The 21,480-nt window shown below is 62.7% G+C and carries 18 protein-coding genes and 1 pseudogene; 7 read left to right on the plus strand and 12 right to left on the minus strand.

Annotation, left to right across the window (positions count from 1 at the left end):
* The 8 genes from A6E15_RS10160 to glmS form a co-directional block, all read right to left on the minus strand.
* Entirely contained in the window at positions 1-885 is an 885-nt protein-coding gene (locus A6E15_RS10160) for a carbohydrate ABC transporter permease (protein WP_076145974.1), read from the minus strand.
* Positions 886-903: 18 nt separating this feature from the next.
* The gene (locus tag A6E15_RS10165) at positions 904-2,091 is read right to left on the minus strand and encodes an ABC transporter substrate-binding protein (RefSeq protein WP_076145975.1); all 1,188 of its coding nucleotides are present in this window, start codon (positions 2,089-2,091) and stop codon (positions 904-906) included.
* 334 nt (positions 2,092-2,425) lie between these two features.
* The gene (locus tag A6E15_RS10170; protein ID WP_245800557.1) at positions 2,426-3,301 is read right to left on the minus strand and encodes a glycerophosphodiester phosphodiesterase; all 876 of its coding nucleotides are present in this window, start codon (positions 3,299-3,301) and stop codon (positions 2,426-2,428) included.
* Positions 3,302-3,724: 423 nt separating this feature from the next.
* Positions 3,725-4,768 carry an L-malyl-CoA/beta-methylmalyl-CoA lyase gene (citE, locus tag A6E15_RS10175; RefSeq protein WP_076145977.1) on the minus strand — a complete coding sequence of 348 codons (1,044 nt, stop codon included), beginning with the start codon at positions 4,766-4,768 and terminating at the stop codon, positions 3,725-3,727.
* A 54-nt stretch (positions 4,769-4,822) separates the two neighbouring features.
* Positions 4,823-5,890 (minus strand): 2-methylfumaryl-CoA hydratase, encoded by a 1,068-nt coding sequence (gene mch / locus A6E15_RS10180; RefSeq protein WP_076145979.1) that lies wholly within the window; start codon positions 5,888-5,890, stop codon positions 4,823-4,825.
* Positions 5,883-7,160, minus strand: coding sequence for a methylaspartate ammonia-lyase (locus A6E15_RS10185; protein WP_076145980.1), 1,278 nt, complete (start codon positions 7,158-7,160; stop codon positions 5,883-5,885). The genes mch and A6E15_RS10185 overlap by 8 nt, the downstream gene beginning before the upstream one ends.
* A complete protein-coding gene (locus tag A6E15_RS10190) occupies positions 7,161-8,606 on the minus strand; it encodes a methylaspartate mutase subunit E (RefSeq protein WP_076145982.1) in 1,446 nt (481 codons plus the stop codon).
* Complete coding sequence (gene glmS, locus A6E15_RS10195) at positions 8,607-9,062, minus strand: methylaspartate mutase subunit S (protein WP_076145983.1); 456 nt, start codon at positions 9,060-9,062, stop codon at positions 8,607-8,609. It lies immediately after the preceding gene.
* A 163-nt stretch (positions 9,063-9,225) separates the two neighbouring features.
* Here glmS and mct point away from each other — a divergent pair, with 163 nt between their 5' ends.
* Positions 9,226-10,398, plus strand: coding sequence for a succinyl-CoA:mesaconate CoA-transferase (mct, locus tag A6E15_RS10200; protein WP_076145985.1), 1,173 nt, complete (start codon positions 9,226-9,228; stop codon positions 10,396-10,398).
* Between the two features lie 233 nt (positions 10,399-10,631).
* Here mct and A6E15_RS10205 read toward each other — a convergent pair whose 3' ends face one another.
* Both A6E15_RS10205 and A6E15_RS10210 read right to left on the minus strand, forming a co-directional pair.
* A complete protein-coding gene (locus A6E15_RS10205; protein WP_076145987.1) occupies positions 10,632-11,978 on the minus strand; it encodes a hypothetical protein in 1,347 nt (448 codons plus the stop codon).
* On the minus strand, positions 11,971-14,616 hold the full coding sequence (locus A6E15_RS10210) for an AAA family ATPase (RefSeq protein ID WP_175607237.1): 2,646 nt from the start codon (positions 14,614-14,616) through the stop codon (positions 11,971-11,973). The genes A6E15_RS10205 and A6E15_RS10210 overlap by 8 nt, the downstream gene beginning before the upstream one ends.
* 50 nt (positions 14,617-14,666) lie before the next feature.
* Between A6E15_RS10210 and A6E15_RS10215 the strand changes: the two are divergent.
* Together A6E15_RS10215 and A6E15_RS10220 are read left to right on the plus strand one after the other, a co-directional pair.
* A pseudogene (locus tag A6E15_RS10215) lies at positions 14,667-14,900 on the plus strand (restriction endonuclease); the annotation flags it as partial.
* A 179-nt stretch (positions 14,901-15,079) separates the two neighbouring features.
* Positions 15,080-15,760: a hypothetical protein gene (locus tag A6E15_RS10220; protein ID WP_076145990.1), complete on the plus strand. Its 681-nt coding sequence runs from the start codon at positions 15,080-15,082 to the stop codon at positions 15,758-15,760.
* Positions 15,761-16,145: 385 nt separating this feature from the next.
* Here A6E15_RS10220 and A6E15_RS10225 read toward each other — a convergent pair whose 3' ends face one another.
* Complete coding sequence (locus A6E15_RS10225) at positions 16,146-16,322, minus strand: hypothetical protein (RefSeq protein WP_175607238.1); 177 nt, start codon at positions 16,320-16,322, stop codon at positions 16,146-16,148.
* Between the two features lie 304 nt (positions 16,323-16,626).
* Positions 16,627-16,797 (minus strand): hypothetical protein, encoded by a 171-nt coding sequence (locus A6E15_RS20945; RefSeq protein WP_175607239.1) that lies wholly within the window; start codon positions 16,795-16,797, stop codon positions 16,627-16,629.
* A 376-nt stretch (positions 16,798-17,173) separates the two neighbouring features.
* Here A6E15_RS20945 and A6E15_RS10230 point away from each other — a divergent pair, with 376 nt between their 5' ends.
* The 4 genes from A6E15_RS10230 to A6E15_RS10245 all read left to right on the plus strand — a co-directional run bounded on the left by A6E15_RS10230 (position 17,174) and on the right by A6E15_RS10245 (position 21,384).
* A complete protein-coding gene (locus A6E15_RS10230; RefSeq protein ID WP_084177353.1) occupies positions 17,174-19,393 on the plus strand; it encodes a hybrid sensor histidine kinase/response regulator in 2,220 nt (739 codons plus the stop codon).
* Between the two features lie 48 nt (positions 19,394-19,441).
* Positions 19,442-19,768, plus strand: a complete 327-nt coding sequence (locus A6E15_RS10235; RefSeq protein WP_076145993.1) for a DUF5785 family protein — start codon at positions 19,442-19,444, stop codon at positions 19,766-19,768.
* Between the two features lie 152 nt (positions 19,769-19,920).
* Positions 19,921-20,691: a GTP cyclohydrolase III gene (locus A6E15_RS10240; protein ID WP_076145995.1), complete on the plus strand. Its 771-nt coding sequence runs from the start codon at positions 19,921-19,923 to the stop codon at positions 20,689-20,691.
* Positions 20,692-20,775: 84 nt separating this feature from the next.
* Entirely contained in the window at positions 20,776-21,384 is a 609-nt protein-coding gene (locus tag A6E15_RS10245; protein ID WP_076145997.1) for a CBS domain-containing protein, read from the plus strand.
* The last annotated feature ends 96 nt before the right edge of the window (positions 21,385-21,480 follow it).

The raw sequence follows: 21,480 nt of genomic DNA on the forward strand, positions 1-21,480 counted from the left end.
CTACCCACCGTAGTACGAGTACTTGTCAGTCACACGAAATTGGACGTACATGAGGATGCCAACGACCAGAAAGAGGACGACCGATTTCGTGGATGCGATGCCGAAATTGAAGAACGAGAACCCCTCCTGATACAGATCGAAGATCAGGATGTTCGTCGCGCCCGAGGGACCACCGCTGGTCAGCAGATCGACGAGCGCGAACGTACTAAAGAACGCGTAAATCGTGTTGATGATCACGAGGAAGAACAGCGTGGGGGTCATTATCGGGACGTAGACGGAGACGAGACGACGAAACCGACTCACTCCATCGAGTCGAGCGGTTTCGGTGAGTGCGTCGGGAATCGTGTTCATCGAAGCGATCATGAAGATCACGTTGTAGCCGATCTGCTTCCAGATCGCCGCGAGGGCCACGACGACGAACGCTTGCGACCCGTTACTGAACCAGTCGAGGTCGATCCCGAGCGCCTCGATTGGCCCGGTTAAGACGCCTAGCGTCGGATGTAACATGAACAAGAACACGAGCGCACCGACTGCCGGCGGGAGCGCGTACGGCCAAATGACGGAGAGCAGATACGCAGTCTGGCCGTACTCCACCTCGTGGATGAGAAACGTCACGTACAGCGAAAACGAGATCACGCCGACGACAACGATCGCGGCGAACAGTACCGACAGCAGGATACTCGAGTGATAGTCCGAGCTGGTAAGCAGCGTGGTGTAATTTTCGAAGCCGACGAACTCGTCCTGTCGACCGAACCCAGAGTCGAAGAAACTGGTTCGGACCGCCAGTGCCGTCGGATAATACAGGAACACGACCGACACGATGATCGTCGGCAAGAGCAACAGCGCTGCCTCGAGCCGCCCATCGAATATTTCTCGCGTGGACATGATAATGGGACCCGCTGATCAGTTGTAGTAGTCGTCGAGAATCGTTTCGACCTCGTCTTTCATGGCGCCGATCTCCGACCCGATATCGTCGGCGTTGATGATGTCGACCGATTTGTCCTGAATGGTGGTCTGGACGTTCCGTGCCGGTCCGAGCAGGGCCCGTTTCGTCGCCGGATCATCGGCGTCACCGTTCTGGAGTTGCTCGAGTGCGACGTTGTACATCGGGTTCTCCTCGAACCAGCCGTCCGCTCTGAGCGAGTCGACCGAGCTTTGGGTAATCGGGTAGTAGCCAGACCCTTTGTGCCACTCGGTCTGTACCTCGGGTTGGGCCATGTACTGGAGCAACTGTCCGATTTCCTCGTAGCGATCCTCGGGGAGTCCCTCGGGGACGTAAAACGACGCACCGCCGATAACCGGTCCGACGCGAGTCTCACTGATACTCGGATAGGGGGCTGCATCGACCTCGAAGTCCTCGGAGTCGGCGATCAATCCCGAGACCGACGCGGTACTCGTCAGGACCATCGCGGTCTCCTGTTCGATGAACAGCGACGTTGCCTCGCCCCACGCCTCGATTCCCGGGTTCGTATAGAGACCGTCGTCGGCCATCCCCTTCCACCAGTCGAAGAGATCGTGGATCGAGTCCGGCGTTCGGAACGTCGAAGGGTCGCCCGCGTGCCCGTTTTCGGCGTCGGTCATGAGTTCGCCTTCGAAGCCGTACCACGTTTCGACGAACCAGACGTGGTTCGGCCAAGTGATCCCGTACTGGGTGACATCCTGATCGACGAGTTGCTCGGAGGCAGACCGCACCTCTGCGAGCGTGCGCGGTGGGTCGTCAGGGTCGAGCCCGGCTTCCTCGAAGGCATCACGGTTGATGTACATGATCGCGTTCGAGTTGTTGAACGGCAGCGACGCGAGTTCGCCATCGACGGTGAAGAACTCCGCGACGTTATCGAGGAAATCGTCCGTATCAAAATCATCCGGGAGAATGTTCTCAACCGGTCGTACCCTTCCAGTATCGAGCACTTGCTGAGCGAACAGGCTGTCGACTTGCAACATGTCCGAGACACTTCCGGAGTCGAACCCTGCGAGCGTGTTCGTGAGTACGTTCTCGTAGGAATCCTGAAACTCCATGTTCACCGATGTCCCGTATTCGCTCTCGAAATCGGCGGCGATTCCGTCGAGCGTCTCTCCGTTCGTCCCGCCCATCGCGTGCCAGACGGTCAGTTCGTCGGCAATCGGTGTGATCTCTTGATTTCCGCCTCCGCTCAGACATCCTGCCAGGCTGGAAAGGGCACCCAGTGCAAGTCCGCTCTTGACGAGCGTGCCCCGACGTGAAATCCCATCTGTCGCGTCCTCAGTATCGTTCATCCGAGAGAACGTAGGCGAAAGTACTCTAATAGGTCCTGCTAAGAGTGCTATTATCTGATATGAACTAGTGATATAACTACGTATATCTCTATTCCGGAAAGAACAACCACCCCATATTTTCCAACCCACTTCGAGAGCGTCTCCCGGACACGACGAGTTGAACCCGTCTCAGTCAATTGGACTCCCCCGCGAGCAGATCCGAGTAATCGGCGATGATGCCGTCCACGCCGGCGGCTGCGAGGTGTTTGGCCTGCTGTGTCGAGTCGACCGTCCAGACGTTCACGTCTCGTCCGTCCTCGTGGGCGAGTGCAACCAGATCGATGTCCGGCAGATTCGATTTATCGAAAAACGGCGTCCCCTGAATCATCGATATCGGCGGGTGAATTGCCGACGTGTCGTAGGTGCGAGCGATCTCGAGGCCGTCGTCCATCGAGCCCCAAAACAGCGGTGCGATCGGATAGGTAGATAGCTCATGGCTTATCGCAAGCGCGGCCTCGTAGAACGACGAGAGGAGGATCTCGTTGTCGTACTCGTCAGCGATTTCGAGGACGCGGTCGACGAACGGTCGCCAAATCTCTTTCTGTTCGGCAAGTTCGCTATTGGGGAGTTTTTCAGCGAACCGAAGCTCCGTACTGCCGGGATTTTTCAGTTCGATGTTCACGCCGACGGTCGACGGGATCGCATCGAGAATCTCCGTGAGGAGCGGGACCGTCTCACCGCTGTCGAGTACCTCCGCACTGGTAACGGTCTCAGTGTCGGTTTCCCAGACGATGCCGCTCGCATCGGTGAGGCCGTCGCCGTCGTCGCGTTCGGACAGCCCGTCATCGTGGAATACGACCACATCGTCGTTGGCCGTCGGGATGACGTCGATTTCGATGAGATCCGCCCGCTGCCCGGTTGCTTCAGTGTCGGTTGTCGCAGCGTCAACGGCCGCGATCGTGTTCTCGGGGTTCTCCCCGGCGAATCCGCGGTGGGCAATGAGATTCGGGTCGCTCTCCCACGAGAGACTGTCCGTCTCGTGATCGTCATCAGTCAGCCCACTCAGCACATACGCAATACCGACCCCAGCTGCGGCAGCGATTCCCGCCGTCCCGATCAGGACCGACCGACGCCGGCTTCGAGAAGCCGGTGTCGTCGAACTCCCCGTTCGGACCGGTAGGTCCGTTCGATCGTTGGCACTGTGCATCCGATCGGGAATTGACATCCGACATGACAGTCGGTCCGTCCCGACGCGTTCGACCATAGCCTGTCATCCTACGGTTCGAGTATAGCGGCTGCTATGTGGGCTACAGAGCGGTATGTAGTCGTCTCTTGGGCTAGCCCCGCCTGTCGCTTGCAGGGCAACTCAAGTCGAGACAAAACGGAAGACAGCGGCCGCTCGGGTCGATACCAGCGACGGCGAACGGTTCGCGGTCGGCGTTGGTAGCGTCCGGTGGGCGTTAGTCGCCGACCGACGGTGCTACTGAACCGGTCAGTTATAGGACAGCTCGAGGTCGAGCGCCCGCTCGAGGAGGTCGTCGTCGTAATACTCCTCGGTCTGGCCGGGTCGCATCTCGTGGATCGCGCGGACCTGCTGGACCGTGTTGCGGAAGTTCTTGAACGTTGCCTCGTCGACCATCTGGCCGTCGAGCGTGACCGCGCCGGTGCCCTCGCGTTTGGCCGCGTTGAAGCGCTCGATCTTGCTCACGTCGCGCTCGAGTTCCTCGGGCGTGGGCATGTGGACGGTGTTTGCCTGCAGGGTCTGCTTGGGGTACAGCGACCAGGAGCCGTCGAGTCCGAGGCGGGCCTCGTGTTCGACCTGATCGGCGTAGTCGTCGGCGTTGTAGAATGTCAGGCCGGCGCGCTCCTTGAACAGGTCGTCGAAGGGGCCGCCGATCGAGACGAGGTCCGCGGCGCTGGCCTCGTTGGACAGGGCCTCGAGCAGGCCGTCCCAGCGGGGCATGCCGTCGCCGAGGTTACGGCCGCCGAGTTCGGCGGCGTAGTCGACGGGGCCGAAGACGAGCCCGGTCAGTCGGGAGTCCTCGCCGAACTTCGCGATCTCGCGCAGGTCAGAGCGGGCGCGGCCGGTTTCGATGATGATCGAGAGACCGATCGAGCCGTCCTCGTAGCCGTGTTCGGCCTCGGCGTCGGCGACGACTTCGGCGGCGCGTTTCACGTCCTCGAGGCGGCCGACTTTGGGGACGACGACGCCGTCGATCTCGTCGCCGATCTCGGCGACGAGTTGGTCGATCTGGTCGCGGCCCTTCTCGCGGTACGTTTCGTCCTCGTAGCTCCACTCGACGCGGGGCCAGATCTCGCCGGGGAAGTCGTGCTGGGGGACGTGTTCGATCGTGTTCTCGAGGCCCTCGGCCTTCATGTTGGGCGCGGTGCCGTCCTCCATGTCGGGCACGAGCCAGTCGGGGGCCTGGAAGCCCTCCGCGGTGAGCGCGGAGACGAGGTACTTCGCCGAGTCGTCTTTCGGGACGGCGGCCGGTGCGGTCTGGAACGTACGGCAGAGTCGAATGTCGTCGGTCATGGATTTGAGTCTGAAGTCGCGATTGGATGCGGTCGTCTATAACGTTCGATCGTGTTACTTAGAACGTTTCTGAATCTCCGCGGTTCGTGTTCCGGAGTAGACAGGTTCGTCGTCCTGGTTGAACGCGATGTGCTGGAACCGGACGGTGCCGGCCGCGTCGCTCGAGGCGTCGTTTTCGGCCTCGAGGACGCGGGTGAAGGCGTAGACGGTGTCGCCCACGGCGACGAACGTGTGGAAGGACTCGTCGTCGAAGCCGACCTCGCGCCAGGTCTGCTCGTCCGAGCGGGCGTGGCCCAGCGCGGTCGATCGGGTCACGTCGCCGTAGGTGACGATGTTGCCCGACGGGGAGTCGGACATCACGTCGACGTTGTGATGCTGTTTGGCAGTGTTGAGCGTCGACAGCGGCAGCGAGGCGACGGTCACGTCGTCCTGCGTGCGACCCCGCTCGTGGCGGTAGGCGACGGCGGCGTTCTCGTCGTCGGCCTGCTCGAGAGCGTCGACGAAATCCTCGAAGTAGCCGCCCTCGGGCGTGACGAACGTCTCGGGGAGGTCGGGTCCGTCGTCCGCTCCTTCGTCGGTCGCTGCAGCGCCGCTGCCGTCCGTCGCGACGGGCTCGCGGCGCGGGATCATGTTCGTCCGCTCGTAGGAACAGAGGACGTCGCCGGTCTCGGCGTCCTTGCCGCGGGTGCGCCAGGAGACGATGCCGTACTCCGGTCGGGAACTCGAGGTCGCCGTGTTGACGACCTCGCTCTCGACGTGGAGTTCGGTCCCCGTGTAGACGGGCGCTTCGGGGAAGCGAACGTCGGTCCGGCCGAGGAAGTAGCCGCCCTTCTCACTGAGGTCCTCGACGGTGATCCCCAGCGTCGCGGCGGTCAGGTAGTCCGGGTGAACCGGCGGTTCCTCGAAGCCCCGCGCCGCGGCGGCGTCGCTGCGCCAGTAAGCGGGGTCGTGGTTCAGGGTCTGGCTCATCCACTTCTCGCTGCCGAACTGGGTGAGCGTGAGGCCGGGGTCGTGTTCGATGACGTCGCCTTCCGCGAAGTCCTCGAAACAGTTGCCCTTCTCCTTGGTCTCGACTTCGTCGAGCGCCTGTGCGAACGTCTCCGGATCTGTCCAGTCAGTCATCTGCGGTCACCTCGTCAGTGTCTGTCTGTCGCTGTTCTCGTTCCCGTCGGGCGATCGTCCGTCGCATCTCGTTCTCGACGATCATGTAGCCCTCGTCGAAGCCCATGCCGGGCTTCGCGAGAACCTGTGCGGCGTCGGTCGCGAGCGCGACGTGTGCGCAGGCCCGCGCGGAGGTTTCGGTCTCGTTGCAGGTCCCGCCGAGGTAGGCGCGGGTGTCGGTCCCCTGGCAGTAGCGGACCGCCTGTCCGCTGCGGTGGATGCCGCCGAGGTCGGGCGTCTTGACCTGCACGAGGTCGGCGGCTCCCGAATCGACGAACGCCTGCACGTCCTCGAAGGTGTTACACCACTCGTCGGCGACGATGTCGACGTCGACGCCGGCATCTTTCAGTCCCTCGCGGAGTTCGACCATCGCGTCGATCTGGTCGGCGCGGTTGCCGACGTCCATCGGCCCCTCGATCTGGATCGGGTAGGGCGCGGCGGCGTCCTCGAGGGCGGCGAAGTAGTCGACGACCTCGTCGCGGTCGTAGGGTGCGCCGAAGATTTCGCCGATCATCCCGTAGACGTCGATGTGGAAACGGGGGTCGTAGCCCTCGGGCCCAAGCTCCTGGGAGCGCTGGGTGAGCCAGTCAACGTACTCGAGGAGGACCTCCCCGTTCTCGCCGATCTTCTCGACGCTATTAATAAGGGCGTGTGGCAGGACCGGGACGCCCTTGACGAACATCTTCTCGGTGTTGTTGTAGCGGTCGTCGCCGGACTGGCCGAAGACCGGCACCGGCTCCGTGGCGGGTTCGGTGCCCAGCGCATCGGCCATCACGTCCGTCTTTGTCGTGTTCTCTGCCTCCGCCGCGGCGGCGAGCAAAGCCTGCGAGACGCCGTACCGGATCGCCGTGTGGAGGCGGTCGCCCTCGACGGTCATCTCCTCGAGCAGTTCGGCGTTGTCGAGGAAGTCGGTCGCGTCCCGGCCCTCGAGTTCGTCGGCGACGGGGCCCTCGACGACGGGGGCGTACTCCTCGGCTTTGAACAGCGGGTCGCGCCCGCCGGCACCGGAGTACTGGACCGCGGCGCAGTCGCCCCGGACCACGGTCCCGTCGGCGAGTTCGACGTCGACGATGATCGACTCGCCGGCCTGGCGAATCTCGTCGAAGCCGTCGGTGACGGGCTCGCCCTCGTAGGTGAACCCGTCCTGCTGTGCACCTTGCTTGATCGCGCGCTGGTCGTCGAAGAAGAACCCGGAGTAGCCGGGCGTGGCGTAAATTCCTGTAATCTCCATTTAGACGTCACCCTGTGGCTGTGACTGCGGTCGGCCGATGAGCTTTCCGTCGCTGATCGCGTCGACGTCGTCCGCGACCATGCGGAACGATTGATCGCGGCCCTCGGTGTCGGCACGCTGGGAGAGCCGGGCCTTGTGAATCTCCTTGATGTCTTCGTCCATCTCGAGGTCGGCCCACTCGAAGATGCGGACGCGACCGTCGTCGTCGCGTGCGGGGAGGACCGCACCCTTCGCGCTGTCGCTGGGTGCGAAGGGCACGTCGAGTGCGCCCGAGTCGAAGGCCTTGAGCGTCCCCTGGACGACGTCGCCGTCGCCGTGGTCGAAGATGGTGTCCATCAGACAGCGGGTCTCGCGCTCGATGAGGTCCTGCTCCTCCTCGATGCCGTCGATGTCGATCTGCTGTTCGATCGCCATGTCGATGACCTGTCGCGTCGTGCGCAGGCCGGCCGAGTTGGCCTCCTTGGTCGGGACCCCCTGGAACTCCTGTGGGGACTTGGTGATGACCTTGTCCGGCTGGGCGATCGCGGCGGTCATGCCGCCGAGGCTGATGACGCCGTTGGCGCGGGCCTCGTCCGGCGGGAAGCCGCCCATCCACTCGTGGAAGACCGTCGTGACGACGACCTCGTCGGGCAGGTACTCGTTACCCAGTTTCTTGAGGGCGTTCAGGGCGGCGACGTCCTGCACGACGTTGCCGACCTGACCGTAGCCGAGGGTGATCGAGCGCACGCCCTGCGTGGCGGCGAGTTTGCCCTCGACCAGCATGACCGCGATCGCGATCGACGGCGGGACCAAGGTACCGGTAAGGGGGCCGAACGGCTCGCGGTTGATCCGCACGCCCCGTTCGGTGTAGGCCCCCGCGAGTCGATCGACGAACTGCCACTTCTCGATGGTCTCCTCCAAGCCGTGTCGCTTCGTGTACGGAATGTTGTAGGAGATCGGGCCGCCCTCGAAGCTCTGGAAGCCGCCGGCGAAGGTGATCGCCGCCAGCAGTCGGGCGTCGGGCGTCCCGTGGCGCACCTCGATCGGCGCGTCGATCGCGTCGATCAGCTGTCGGCAGCCGTCGACGCCGTGATTGACGGCGGGGAACCCGTTGAGCGTGTCGTCGCCCGTCTCGAGGGCCTTGTCGAGCCCCTGCTGGGCCTTCTCGTACTCGTTGTCCCGGGTGTAGGAGTCGATCGTGGTCGGCAGGAGATCCGCCTTCCCCTCCTCGTGGAGGTATTGCAGGAGTTCGATCTGATCGTCGAGCCGGGGGACGCCGGCCCGAGGCTGCAGAAGGGGCTTGTCGGCCGACTCGAGGACGTCGGCGAACCGCTTGTGGTCGGGCAGCGATTCGTGGTACTCGATGGCCTCCTCGAAGTCGACGTCGTCGCCCGTCGGCCAGTTAGATCGAATTTCCTCGTCGATACGCCGTAGCTCGTCGGACGGAATACGTTCGTCTCGTATCATCTAGGAACTGATAGTAGCGCGTTCCGACTCCGTCGGTGTGATCTGGAGGTCTTCGCGCAGCGCGGCAATCGCGTCCTCGGGATCGGTTTCCGAATCGAAGACGCGGTCGAAACCGAGTTCGCGGAAGGTACGGCGGGTTTCCTCGAACTCGTCCTGTCCGACGGCGAGGTTGCCGCCGATGTACGTGACCGCGTCGACGCCCGCGTCCTCGAGAACGCCTTGGAATCCCTGACAGTCCTGCTCGGCGTGTCCGTAGAGCGAGGAGACGAGTACAGCGCTGGCGTCGTGGGCTTTGGCGGCCTCGGCGAACTCCTCCTGAGAGGTCTGGACACCGAGGTTCACGACATCGAAGCCGGCTGCACTGAAGGCTTGCTCTAGGATTGTGATGCCAACGACGTGGGCATCGGAGCCGATAACGCCGAGGACGACCGTTTGGGACATCGTACTCGGAATCATGAGCGACCGGGGTATAAACCTAATGATCTTCCATGATAATATTCTTTAAAGATCCTAAGAGCATCCAAATGAGAACTGCTCACGTTGCCCTCGGTACCCGACACCAACTACATGATCGATGGTAAGGGTTTTGGTACTGGTTTGGAAAGGGGGGCGTACAGACATGGGCGCACTCTCGAACCTTCGCGTGCTGGATCTGACCCAGGTGCTTGCCGGGCCGTACTGCACGATGTTGCTCGCGGACATGGGCGCGGACGTGGTCAAGATCGAGCGGCCGGGCGGCGACATGATCCGGTCGAACCCGCCGTTCGTCGACGACCCCGACGGGGAGGCCTACGGAGGCTACTTCCAGAGCGTCAACCGCGGCAAGAAAAGTATCGAACTGAACCTCGGCGACGAGGAGGACCGCGCGGACTTCCTCTCGCTGGTCGAGGAGGCCGACATCGTCGTCGAGAACTACCGCTCCGGGACGATGGAGAAGTACGATCTCGGCTACGAGACCCTCAAAGAGTACAACGAGGACATCATCTACTCCTCGATCCGGGGCTTTGGCGACCCGCGAACCGGCGAAACCCACCGGCAGGGCCAGCCCTCCTTCGACCTCATCGCCCAGGCGCTCGGCGGCGTCATGGAGACCACCGGCCAGCCCGACGGCCCGCCGACCAAGACCGGCCCCGGCGTCGGCGATCTCTTTACCGCGACGCTGAACTGCATCGGGATTCTCGCCGCCGTGAACCACCGCGAACAGACCGGCGAGGGCCAGTACGTCGACACCGCGATGTACGACTCGATGCTCAGCTTCACCGAGCGCGCCATCTACCAGCAGTCCTACACCGGCGAGGCCCCCACCCGACGGGGCAACTCCCACCCCACGCTCTTTCCCTACAACGCCTTCGAGACCGACGACGGCTACGCCGTCATCGCCGCGTTCAACAACAACCACTGGGCCGAACTCTGTGACATCATGGGTCGCGAGGACCTCGCCGAGGAGTACCCCACGACCGCCGAACGCCTCGAGCACCGCGATCACCTCCGCGGCGAGATCTCGGCGTGGGCGCTCGAGCAGACCAACGACGAACTCGTCGGCCAGCTCGAGGGGCGGGTCCCGGCCGCGCCCGTCCAGACCACCGAGGAGATCTTCGAGGACGACCACGTCCGCGCACGCGACATGCTCGTCCCCGTCGAACAGCCCGGTGCCGACACCGACGTCGAGATCGCGGGCAACCCGATCAAGATGAGCGAGACCGAACCCAAGCCCCGCGGTCGCGCGCCGCTGCTCGACGAACACCGCGAGGAAGTGCTGGGCGAGCAGGCAGAGGAGACGGCCGACGACTAACACCGATCACTCGGTTTTCTCAGATATCAGTCGGGAAGATGGGCCAAATTCGTCCCGACTTCGTAGGCACCCTTAGCGAGTTCCGATCGTTCTTCTGCTCGATCACGAACGTCACGACGGAGTTCCTCGAGATCGATTGGGAGTTCTTCGAAAGTCATCGGTTACCAATCCGTGGTGTGACGAGAGACAAAAACGTCGGCCTAGCACAGCGCACACCTGTATGCTCTCTGATCCTACAAAATCTCGTGTAGTATGCGTTCGAGGCTTTGCTCCAACTCCGAGGCCTGCAGAATCGTTACCGGGTTCTCGGTCTGATCCTCGAGAGAGGCCGTTTCGTCCTCAAGGTCCTGCGTTACCAGCAGGCCGTTCCACCCGGAGCCGAAGTACTCGTCCTCGTCAGGACCGAAAACGAACTCCTCGTTGACACGGAGGAAAGCGAGGTACTCCAGCGTCTCCTTGATTCCCCGTCGGATCGTGTCGACGTTGGCACTGTTCTTGACCTCGACGATCAGGTACTCGTGTTGGTCATCGTCCTCAGAGATGACCTCGAGGACGATCACGTCGGGGCGACCGGTGTGATTCCTGAACTCTCGACCGAAGTAGTCGCTCGCGATTTCCTGTGCCTCGAGTTGGACTTTGTCGGTCCGCGAGAGCGTTTCCGTGTCTTCGTCGGGTTCGGCGACGAACGATAGGTTCCGATCGCTCGCCGAGTTGTCGTGGTAGAGGACGATCTCCTTCTCGTCCTCGAACCGCGCTACCTCCTGTCGGCCCGTCGCGATCGTCTTGTACGTCGGCCGATTCTCCCGGAGTCGCTCGAGCGTCGCGACGAACCGAAAGAGGACGAACAGTTCGAACAGCGAGTCCTGATCGTCGGGGGCGATCGCCGTCTCCTCGAGTAATGCGCGGATCGCGTCGGCGTCGCCATCGAACAGTCGCTCTCGAGTCCGCAGGAGTGACGCCGCCTCGCGGTACACGGCGTGGCGCGAGTTCGCCGCCGTGGTGAGCATTCGCTCCGTCGGCTCGTAGCTGTCCGGATCGCGAATCCGTCGGACGTGGACGTTTCGCTCGACGATCCGCTGGAGTTCATCGATTAGATCCTCGTTTCCCTTCCACGTCTCTTGGACCCAGTCGTAATCGTCACGGAGGTACTCTTCAGCTTCCCGAATCGTCGTATGGACAATCGAGATCAGACGTTTGAGGACGATGTTTTCGGGGATGTCGTAGTCTATTGTCCGATCGTCACAGACGAAGATAGACCGGTCTCGAGGATGCTCGGAATACCTCTTTTTCATGGTCTCGTTCCAATTGATTCGACCATCGACCGTCCCGCGTCGGGTTCGCGACGTCGTTCGCGTTTCAGTTCGGACGCTCCGAAGGTGACTCCGAAGGTCGCGCACGAAGTCGACGATGTCGGATTTGAGAATGAAGTGGAGATCGAGGAGGAGTTCGTACTCCTCGAATCGCTCGTCCAACTGTTCGGGTTTAATCGACGCCGCTAGCTCGCGTTCGGGAAACGAGCCTCGCATGACGTGCGCGAGGATGTCTTCGGTCAGTTGATCGAGGAGTTCGTCCCTATTCATTTTCGGCGAGGGCCACCTGCAGCATTTCTCGAGCGGCTTGCTCAAGCAGCAACTCGTCGATCTCCCTGACGGCCGCGATCTCGCGGACGATCTGCCGTCGCTTCGGGACGCCCTCGAGTTGCGGGAAGACGTAGCTGATGACGGCCTGCGTGAGGTGGTACTCGAGGTCCGATTCGGGATGCTGATCCACGTAGCGGAGTATATCCTTGACAATCGCTGGCCCGATCGCTCGTTCCTCGACGGCATCGTTCGTCTCCCGCCAGACGCGGCCGGTCGCCATCGCGACGTTCCGGTCGGGGTCGAGTCCCCACGCGTCCGCATACTCGTAGACGAGGTCCTCTAACTGGTCGTCGTCAGACGGAAGCTCGGGAGCCGACACGCGAATAAACGCGAACCGACGCATGAACGCGTAGCTCATCTCGTAGAGCGATGTCTTGTCGTAGGTATTCATCGTCGCGAAGATCCGCCACGAGTCCGGCACGACGTACTGGTTGTCCGCCGGAAGTCCGGTCAGTTCGCCGGTCGTCGTGAGTTCGATCTCGCGACCGTTCTTGGTGTACGGCAACTGCACCGACTGACCGGAGAGAAGCGTGAAGAGTTGACCGAACGCCTTGTCGATGTCGGCGCGGTTCAACTCGTCGATGACGATCAAGTCGTTCGATTGCGTTCCTGTCCGGTCGTTCTTGAGACGATTGAGGACGACCCCTGGCGTGAACGCGAGTTCGTCGCTACCGCTCTCGTCGGATTCGTTCGGCATGTAACCGCCGACGGTGTCGAACGTCGACCAGTCGGCGGTCGCCGTGGTCAATTCGTAATCCGAATACAGGTACGGATAGCTGTCCGTGAGGGACGAACAGACACGGCGAGCGATCTCCGTCTTTCCGGTTCCCGGCGGTCCGGTCAAAAGGACGTGCTTCCCGGACCGGAGGGCCGTCGCGATCTGCTCGAGAATCCGTTCGCCCTGTTCTTCGGGGAAGTAGAGTCCGTCGAGCGTCTCGGCCGGTATCGAGCCCCGATACGGTTTGTGGACGTTGATCGGAGAAACTTCACGCAACTCCGGCGAAAGCGCCTCGAGGAGCGCGACGGGTCTATCGTAGTCGATCGTACCGTCGTCGTTTCGAAACGTCGCGTATTCGGACTGAACGGGGAATCCCTTCCCTGATGCGTCCCCGCAGAGACCGTTGGCTCGGTCGATCGAAAGCGAACCCGTTGTCAGTGCAGCGGTCTCGCGATCGATCTCCGCGATCGACTTGTCGACGATCGATCGGGACGTATCGATATCGTCGATCGAACCCGTGAGGAACAGCCGATCGAACGTCACTATAAACGGATAGTGAGCGCCGGTTTCATGTTCGTCTCGCCACCACGGCTCGTCTTTCTCGATCCGCTCGCCGAGGATGCCGACGCCGATGATCCCGTTCGGCTGTCGGCTGAGATCGCCGTCCGAGGGCTCACCGCGAGAATGGAGGATCGCAACGTCACCTTCCGAAATGCCTTCCCACCGATCTCGGTGGTCCGCTTCGAACGAGACGGCACCGTATTCGACGCTCGTGAGCCAGTAGTCCGGCGGTGCAGTGAATTTGTAGACCGCCGGCGTTGACGCCCGGACGTGTGAGATGGCCGGATGGCTACTGTCCGACGGCTCAGACATCGACTCTTCGTCTGCTGTTACTGTGTACGTGTCACGGAGGATGCTGTTCAGCCGGGGCTGGCTGAGGACGCCGCCCGCGTGGTCGATCTCAGCCTGGAGGATACGAACCCAGCAGAGAAAGAGCGTCTTGGCCGGTGCGAACGAGTAGTGGGATCCGACACCGAGTTCCTCGGCGATCTCCACCAGTTCGGGCTCGAGCGATTCGCAGATCCGTCTGAGTTGATCGAACGTCGCCGCTGTACTCGCCGAGACGGTGCCCGAGGGTTTGAACCCGGACAGTGCAGCCGACCATTCGGCGATGAGTGCCCGTCCGAGGCGGGTCTCGAGCCATGACACGTCTCGGTCGGAGTCCTCGAGACGAGTTCGGATGTCGGCCATCGCCGCCTCGAGGGTCTCGTAGTCCTCGGGCGGTTCGGCCGGATAGAGCTTATGACCCCGAATCTCCGCGATAAAATCCGAAATCGAATCGTATTCCTCGAAGAACGTCGATCCGTCGCGTTCGAAGTCGATCGAGCTGAACGCGTCGTTGGGCCACCCTCGGAAACCGAGCGCCTCCCAGAAGTCCTCGCGCTCGAGGGTCGTCTCGAAGACGGGATCCAGAAACATGACGTGTTGATACGTGGCGTCCGACACGTCGCCCCATCCGATCGCGTCGGTAAACGCCGTCGCCGTCTCCTCGTTCAGGATCGTCGCGTGATCGATACGTGCCAGTAGCGTGTACTCGCCGCCACGGCGACCATCTCGATCCGCGAACAGGAGGTAGTCCCCGGTGTCCGCCGCGATGTCTTCTCGATTGCCCCAGACGCGAAGCGTCTCGTACTCGAGGGGGAGTTCACAAACGTCCGCGAGCCGATCCCGGCGAACGCCGTCAACGACGGTTCGCTCGAAATTGATCCGAATCGGCTCGTCCGCTTCCGTTTTCACCGGAACCTGATAGACCGTCGGCGGCCCGTTATCGTCTTCCGCAGCAGATAGTCCCGCACCCATTGTCTTCTCCGATACAGTATCCACGTATAAATCCTGTTACGATATCACGAATCCCTCTCCAGAACCGCACCGAAACCGAGGCCGACCTGATCAAGACCTTCGTCCCCGTCGCCGTTGACGATGTCCGGGGCAGCCTCGAGAGCAACCTCGAGACGAAAGAACGAGCAACGGAACTCGAGGCGAAGATCGAGAAGATCGGCGCGTTGATTGACGAAATCGTCTACGAACTGTACGGGCTGACCGACGAGGAAATCGAAATCGTCGAAGAGGCGGTCGGCGAGTAGGACTGCGAACGATCGATAGCGAGGCGCTTTGCGCTGTGAGAAGACGAACGGACGTGAGCCCGTGAGTTCGGAGTGCGTGCCAGCAGTTGCTACCCCTCCAGGGTTTGCTTCGGATAGTTACAATTGTACCGATGGAATTATATAGATAAATTTGAGATTATTTATTGAATTAGATTGGAATGACCAGTCGCGATCCCGACGAATTAAAGGAAGAATTAGAGGAAATCGAGTTCTCGGGAGACGTTGAAATGCTATCTGATCTCCGGGCTGAAGCTCGTGAAACCGTCAATTCCCAGCGAAAAACCCTCAACGATATCGATACGAAGGCCAGCAAAATTCTCCGCCTCAATATTACGCTTATTGGTATTCTGGTTTCTGTTCTATCGATCGCGGCACAGAACGACTCTGGATCTGATACGACGTTCAGCGCTGCCGAACCGTTCGTAAACACACCGATGAAAATCGGTATTGGATCACTGGTCATTTCAACCGCCTTCGCTGCCGTTACCTACACTGCTTCGGAACTGGACGTCGGTGTTAGTTCGGATAATCTCACAGCACTGCTCCAGGCAGAATTCTCACAAGAGGACGTGGAGGAACTCCTCGTGAAGAACCACATTGCCAGAATTAACTTCAATAGGAGTACTAACATCCGAAATATTCCGCTGATTCAATTAACGATCATTTTTGTCGTCTCGTCAGTCGTGTTCTTTGCACTCGGGATCTACGACGCTGTGATCGGCCCTCTACCGAAGTGGCTTTCGGCGGCCGCTCTTATCGTCCTAATTTGTGTCACGGTGGTTTCGGGATTACCCATGCAACTCGTTCGAGCAGTTCGAGATATCCGTGAGTGGAGATAGCCCAAAAACTATTACGGAGACTGCCATAGTCCCGTTCATGAGCAACGACGACGAGGACCGCCGTGACCGGAAGCGAGAGCAGGCGCGAGAAAGTCTTCTCAGCGGCGGTGAACGCGTTTCGAAAGGTCGGCAGCGCGACCGAGACGACGACTGAACCCGTTCTTGTCGTGTCCTTCCTCGAACGCCACTTGTACTAGCGATTTCCGACTCGGTACTGCATCGAATCAGTTCCTCGAGTCCGTTCGGACGGGGCAATAGACCCGAGCCCCGCTTACGGGCCGACCGGCCGACTGCCGATGCCGACGGAGAGGTGGTGTGTCGAATGGTGGATTCGCCCGCGAGCGTCGACCGGCCGACTGACCGCCGGGGCTCGAGTCGGCCCCGGCTACTCGAAGCCCGCGAACGTCGCCGGCGGCACCGTACAGCCACAGGGCTGAAGGTGACTCGTGTCGGGGCCGGTGACGACCGACACTGTCACCGGCTCCCCACAGTTGGGGCAGTCGGGCAGCGACCAGTCGTCGTCGGCGTCCGAATCCCGGTCGTTCGAGCGGTCCCTAGCCATCGCAACCACCGCGTGCGGCGCGCAGCGTCGAGACTCGTCGCGTCGGGCGGTTCGTGGGTCGTGCGGGACGTTTATATCCCGGAAGTAGTAACGTAATCATGGCAACCGAATCCCTGTGTGGGATTTGGAAGCCAGTCTCGGGTGCCACTACACCCGGGGCGTTTCGATGCGCCCCCTGTTTCGGAGTCTGACTTCCAGTTAGTACGTTTAGCTGTTCGGACTTATATCTACTGTTCGCGCGTGAGAAGAGAGGTCGCTCGAGCGATCCAGAGCGGTGTGTCGGCAGGACTCGAGTCGGCCCCGACTACTCGCGGTCCATGAGGGTGGTCGGCGACACCGCACAGCCACAGGGCTCGAGGGTGCTCGCGCCGGGACCGATGACGACCGACATCAACACCGGTTCGCCACAGCGGGGACAGTTCGGCAGCGGTCCGTCGTCGGCCCCGTCGGACTCGCTCGCGTCGTCCTCAGTCATCGTGGCCCCCTCGAGTAGCTCCCAGCGGCGAGGGTCGTTGCGGCGGGCGATTCGTGGGCCGTGCGGGACGTTTATATCCCGGTAAAATGAACGGAATCATGGCAACCGAATCCCTGTAGTGGGGATTTGGAAGCCGGTCTCGGGTGTGTACGCACCCGGGGCGTTTCGATGTGCCCCCGTTTCGGAGCCCGACGTCCAGTTTGGAACTCTACCGTTTAGGACTTATATCTACTGTTAATCGGGTGAAAGAGAGTCCGGTCGAGCGGACTCGCGACGCGTCAGCGCCGATCCCGATGACGAGCGATCCCGACTCGAGGGCCGTCGCAGGTGATGACCCAGCCACAATCTATATCTCCCTCGTCGCGAGAGAGGGGGCATGAGCATTCGGGACGGGCCCCGGTCCGGGGGCGTCTCGATGGACGAAATCCGCGTCCTCTACGTGGACGACGAGCCGCAATGGGCCGTAACGACCGCCGAGCTTCTGGACCGACGTGACGTCGCCATCGAGACGCTCAGCGCGACCTCCGCGAGCGAGGCTCTCGAGTACCTGACCGAGCGCGAAATCGACTGTATCGTCGCCGAGTACGACCTGCCGGACGCCGACGGCCTCGAACTGCTCGAGGCCGCCCGATCGGAAGTCGACTCGATCCCGTTCCTGCTGTTTACCGGATCGGGCTCGGAAGCGATCGCGAGCGAGGCGATCTCGGCCGGCGTCACGGACTACGTCCGGAAAGCCGACGATCCGGATCGGGACGCGGTCCTCGCCGACGCGGTCGTCGACGCCGTCGAGGCGGCCCACGGCCGGCGCAAGCGCGATCGACAGCTCCACGCCGTCGAGACCGCACAGGAGGGGATCAGCATCCTCGATTCGAACGGGCGATTCGTCTACGTGAACCGGGCCTACGCGGACCTGTACGGCTACGAGCCCGCGGCGATGATCGGCGAACACTGGGAGCTGCTCTACCCGGACGACGAGGTCGCGGCCGCTCACGAGGAGATCATTCCGACGGTGATGGCCGAGGGCGAGTGGCGCGGGGAGACGACGGGGCTCCGGGCCGACGGCAGCACCTTCGTCGAGGCCCACTCGCTGTCGACGACGGGCAACGGCGATCTCATCTGCACGGTCCAGGATATCACCGACCACAAGGAACGCGAACGCGACCTCGAGCGCTACGAGACGATCATCGAGGCGCTCGGCGATCCGGTCTACACGGTCGACGACGACGGACGCTACACCTACGTCAACGACGCTTACGCCGCGATGACCGGCTACGAGAAAGACGAGATCGTCGGGGAGCACGTCTCCGTCCTGCTCGACGACGAGTCCGTCGAGCGCGGCGAAGCGACCGTCGAATCGCTGCTGTCGGCGGACACCGACGGCCGCCAATGTACCTACGAGATCACCGTCGAGACGAGCGACGGCGAGGCGATTCGGTGTGAGGACAACGTCTCGCTGTTGCCCCTCGCGGACGGCCAGTTCCGCGGCATCGCCGGCGTCGTCCGCGACATTACCGACCGGGCCGAGCGCGAGCGCGAACTCGAGGAGTACGAGACGATCGTCGAGACGATCCCCGACGAGGTCTACACGCTGGACGCCGAGAGACGCCTCACGAAGGTCGTCCCGCCGAGCAACGCCGAGGTGACGACGACCGGCTACCGGCCCGCGGAGCTGGTCGGCGAACACGTCTCGCTGATCATGGACGAGGACGACATCGCCACCGGCGACCGCGAGATCGGGGCCTTGCTGAACGACCCGGACCGCAGTACCGCCTCCTTCGAGATGGAGACGATCACGAAAGACGGGCAGCGCCGCCCCCACGAGAACCACATCGCGATCCTGCCGCTCGACGGGGACGGCCGCTTTCAGGGCACCGTCGGCGTCCTGCGAGACATCAGCGATCGCAAGGAACGCGAGCGCGAGTTGCGGGCCCAGAACGAGCGCCTCGAGCGCTTTGCGAGTATCGTCTCCCACGACCTCCGGAACCCCCTGAACGTCGCCCAGGGCCGTCTCGAGCAGGCCCGCGGGACCTGCGACTGCGCCGAGGCCCACCTCGAGGAGGTCGCGTGGGCCCACGACCGAATGAGCGTGTTGATCGAGAACATCCTGACGGTCGCACGCGAGCGAGACCCGGAGCCCGATCCCGGGCCGATCAGTCTCGCGGCGGTCGTCGACGACTGTTGGGATCACGTCGAGACCGGGGCGGCCGCGTTGCGGGTCGAAACCGACGCGGTCGTTCGAGCCGATCGGGCGCGGCTCAAGCAGTTGCTCGAGAACCTGCTCCGCAATGCCGTGGACCACGGCGACGCCGACCCCGCGGAACCACGCGGCGGCGACCGCCCCGGCGTCACGATCACGGTCGGCGACCGCGAGGGCGGGGACGGCTTCTACGTCGCGGACGACGGCCCGGGAATCCCGCTCGACGAACGCGAGCGGGTCTTCGAGAGCGGCTACTCGAGCGACGGGGACGGGACCGGGCTCGGACTCGCGATCGTCGAGCGGATCGCGACGGCTCACGGCTGGACGGCGACGGTCACCGAGAGCGCGGCCGGCGGCGCGCGATTCGAGCTGGCCGGCGTCGACGCTGTCGACCGGTGACGGCGACGAGGAGAAATCCTTTTGCGGGCCCCCCACACACGTCGAGGTATGAGCAACGATTGGCCAGTCGATCCCGACGGCGAGGAGGGCAGCGAGGGGATGCGCAAGTTCGACATGCGGATCATCGCGGACAAGGTCGACGAGGAGGAGGACTTCCCGATGGACGTCGCCGAGTTCGTCGACGAGTACGGCGACTACCCGATCCGAATCAACCACGAGCGGGTCGTCGCGCTCAGTGAGATCTTCGACTACGTCGACGCCGAGGAGTTCGAGACGATCCTCGAGATGCACAAGGCCGTCGGCGCGGCGATGCGCGAGGGCGACTTCTGGAAGTACCACCCGCACGGCAAGGACCCGGAGAAGGTCCACGCCTGAGACGGGTCGCTGTACCGATCTGCCGGTGGGAACGCGGGGCGGTCGCGGTCCTCCGGCAATGACGGACCGGAGATCGTCCGACCGGGCCCCGATGCATCACGAATCTGGATTACGTATCACTTATACGACGGCGTTCGAAAGGAACGTTCACAGTGACTAACACGCAGGTAACGCTCGTTCAGATCGACAACTACGGCCCCTGGACCGTGACCCCGGAGCCCCGCCGGGAAGCGGACCTCCAGACCATGCAATCCCGACTGTACGCCGACATCTCCCAGTTCGTCGGCAACCGCGGCGGCTACACCTTCTTCACCCGGTTCGACAACATCGTCGCCGTCACGAACGGCTGCTCGATGGCGGATCACGCGCTCCTCCAGGAGTCGGTCGGCAACCGGTACCCCGTGACGCTCAGTCTCGGCGTCGCGACCGGTCGGGACCCCGTCCAGGCGCTGTCGGACGCGACCGAACGCCTGCAAGACGCCGGCAGCGCTCAAGACGAGGACCGGCGGGAGTGTCTCGAGGGCCGGGCCATCGACGAGGAGTTCCGGGCCGACGACGACGTCCAGATCGCACACTTCGACGTGATCGACGCGACCGGCAACTACACGGACGAACTCAACGCCTTCGACACCTTCATCGAGATCGAGCAGGGCTATGCGGAACTCATGCAGCACATGCGCCACGTCCACGACAGCCTCTCGTTTTTCGTCGGCGGCGACAACGTCATCGTCGTCTGCCCCGACCTCGGCGAAGCCGACTACGAGGAGGCCGTCGCCCACGTCGCGGAGAGCGTCGACGTCGAGATGCAGGTCGGCGTCGGCCGCGGCAAGAGCGCCCACGAGGCCGGCTACGACGCCAAACACGCCCTCGAGACCTGTCGAGCAGACGGGACGCGGGTCGAACTCGAGTGGGAGAACGCCTGAGTTCGGGAGTTAGAGAACTTCGCTCCCGATTTTCTTAAGTGTAGCGGAGGTAGCTTTTAGCCCGTTCGTGTGATTCGTACACGTATGGAATCGGAACTGTCCGTCAGGGACGTGCTGACGAGCGAGTACGTCGGCGTCAGCGAATCGGACACCGTCCTCGACGTGGTGCGGCTCATGCGGGAGGAACGGACCAGCTGTGCGCTGGTCGTCCGGGGCTCCGAGCCCGTCGGCATCGTGACCGAGTGGGACGTACTGGAGCTGATGGCCGAGGAAGGCGAGCCGACCGAAACGACCGTCGACGACGTGATGACGACCCCGGTCATCACGGTCGACCCCGACCGGTCGCTGACCGACGTCGCCACCACGATGGCCCGCCAGAACATCCGTAACGTCGTCGTCGACGGCCCGGACGGGATCGTCGGCCTCGTCACCCAGCGCGACGTCATCGCGGCCGCCAGCTCCTTCCAGGCGACGATGACCCCCGCCCGCTCGAGCGAGCCGCCGATCGATCGCGACCGCGGCGTCGCCGATCCCGCGACCGCGTCCCTCGCCGCGGAGGGCGAGGCCGCCGTCCTCCCCAACGGCGGCGACGAGTACACCACGCAGGGCGTCTGCGAGGCCTGTGGCTCGCTCGCGGACGCGCTGTGGGACGCCAACGGCCAGCTGGTCTGTTCGGACTGTCGGACGGTCTAGACCGCTCTCGACTCCCGCATCTGCGTGCTACATGCCATCAATCGCCGTGGCTATCTCTCCGATAGAAAGACCTTTCGGGTGCCGCAGTGGACTGAC

It is taken from the genome of Natrinema saccharevitans (genome assembly GCF_001953745.1).
Classification (GTDB): domain Archaea; phylum Halobacteriota; class Halobacteria; order Halobacteriales; family Natrialbaceae; genus Natrinema; species Natrinema saccharevitans.

Bases quoted from the DNA above. Each gene is read 5' to 3' on its own strand.
- mct (WP_076145985.1), top strand. From the start codon at position 9,226: ATGGGCGCACTCTCGAACCTTCGCGTGCTGGATCTGACCCAGGTGCTT.
- A6E15_RS10220 (WP_076145990.1), top strand. From the start codon at position 15,080: ATGACCAGTCGCGATCCCGACGAATTAAAGGAAGAATTAGAGGAAATC.
- A6E15_RS10160 (WP_076145974.1), bottom strand. From the start codon at position 885: ATGTCCACGCGAGAAATATTCGATGGGCGGCTCGAGGCAGCGCTGTTG.
- citE (WP_076145977.1), bottom strand. From the start codon at position 4,768: ATGACCGACGACATTCGACTCTGCCGTACGTTCCAGACCGCACCGGCC.
- glmS (WP_076145983.1), bottom strand. From the start codon at position 9,062: ATGATTCCGAGTACGATGTCCCAAACGGTCGTCCTCGGCGTTATCGGC.
- A6E15_RS10225 (WP_175607238.1), bottom strand. From the start codon at position 16,322: ATGGCTAGGGACCGCTCGAACGACCGGGATTCGGACGCCGACGACGAC.
- A6E15_RS10190 (WP_076145982.1), bottom strand. From the start codon at position 8,606: ATGATACGAGACGAACGTATTCCGTCCGACGAGCTACGGCGTATCGAC.
- A6E15_RS10245 (WP_076145997.1), top strand. From the start codon at position 20,776: ATGGAATCGGAACTGTCCGTCAGGGACGTGCTGACGAGCGAGTACGTC.
- mch (WP_076145979.1), bottom strand. From the start codon at position 5,890: ATGACTGACTGGACAGATCCGGAGACGTTCGCACAGGCGCTCGACGAA.
- A6E15_RS10165 (WP_076145975.1), bottom strand. From the start codon at position 2,091: ATGGGCGGGACGAACGGAGAGACGCTCGACGGAATCGCCGCCGATTTC.
- A6E15_RS10235 (WP_076145993.1), top strand. From the start codon at position 19,442: ATGAGCAACGATTGGCCAGTCGATCCCGACGGCGAGGAGGGCAGCGAG.
- A6E15_RS20945 (WP_175607239.1), bottom strand. From the start codon at position 16,797: ATGACTGAGGACGACGCGAGCGAGTCCGACGGGGCCGACGACGGACCG.
- A6E15_RS10230 (WP_084177353.1), top strand. From the start codon at position 17,174: ATGAGCATTCGGGACGGGCCCCGGTCCGGGGGCGTCTCGATGGACGAA.
- A6E15_RS10205 (WP_076145987.1), bottom strand. From the start codon at position 11,978: ATGAATAGGGACGAACTCCTCGATCAACTGACCGAAGACATCCTCGCG.
- A6E15_RS10185 (WP_076145980.1), bottom strand. From the start codon at position 7,160: ATGGAGATTACAGGAATTTACGCCACGCCCGGCTACTCCGGGTTCTTC.
- A6E15_RS10210 (WP_175607237.1), bottom strand. From the start codon at position 14,616: ATGGGTGCGGGACTATCTGCTGCGGAAGACGATAACGGGCCGCCGACG.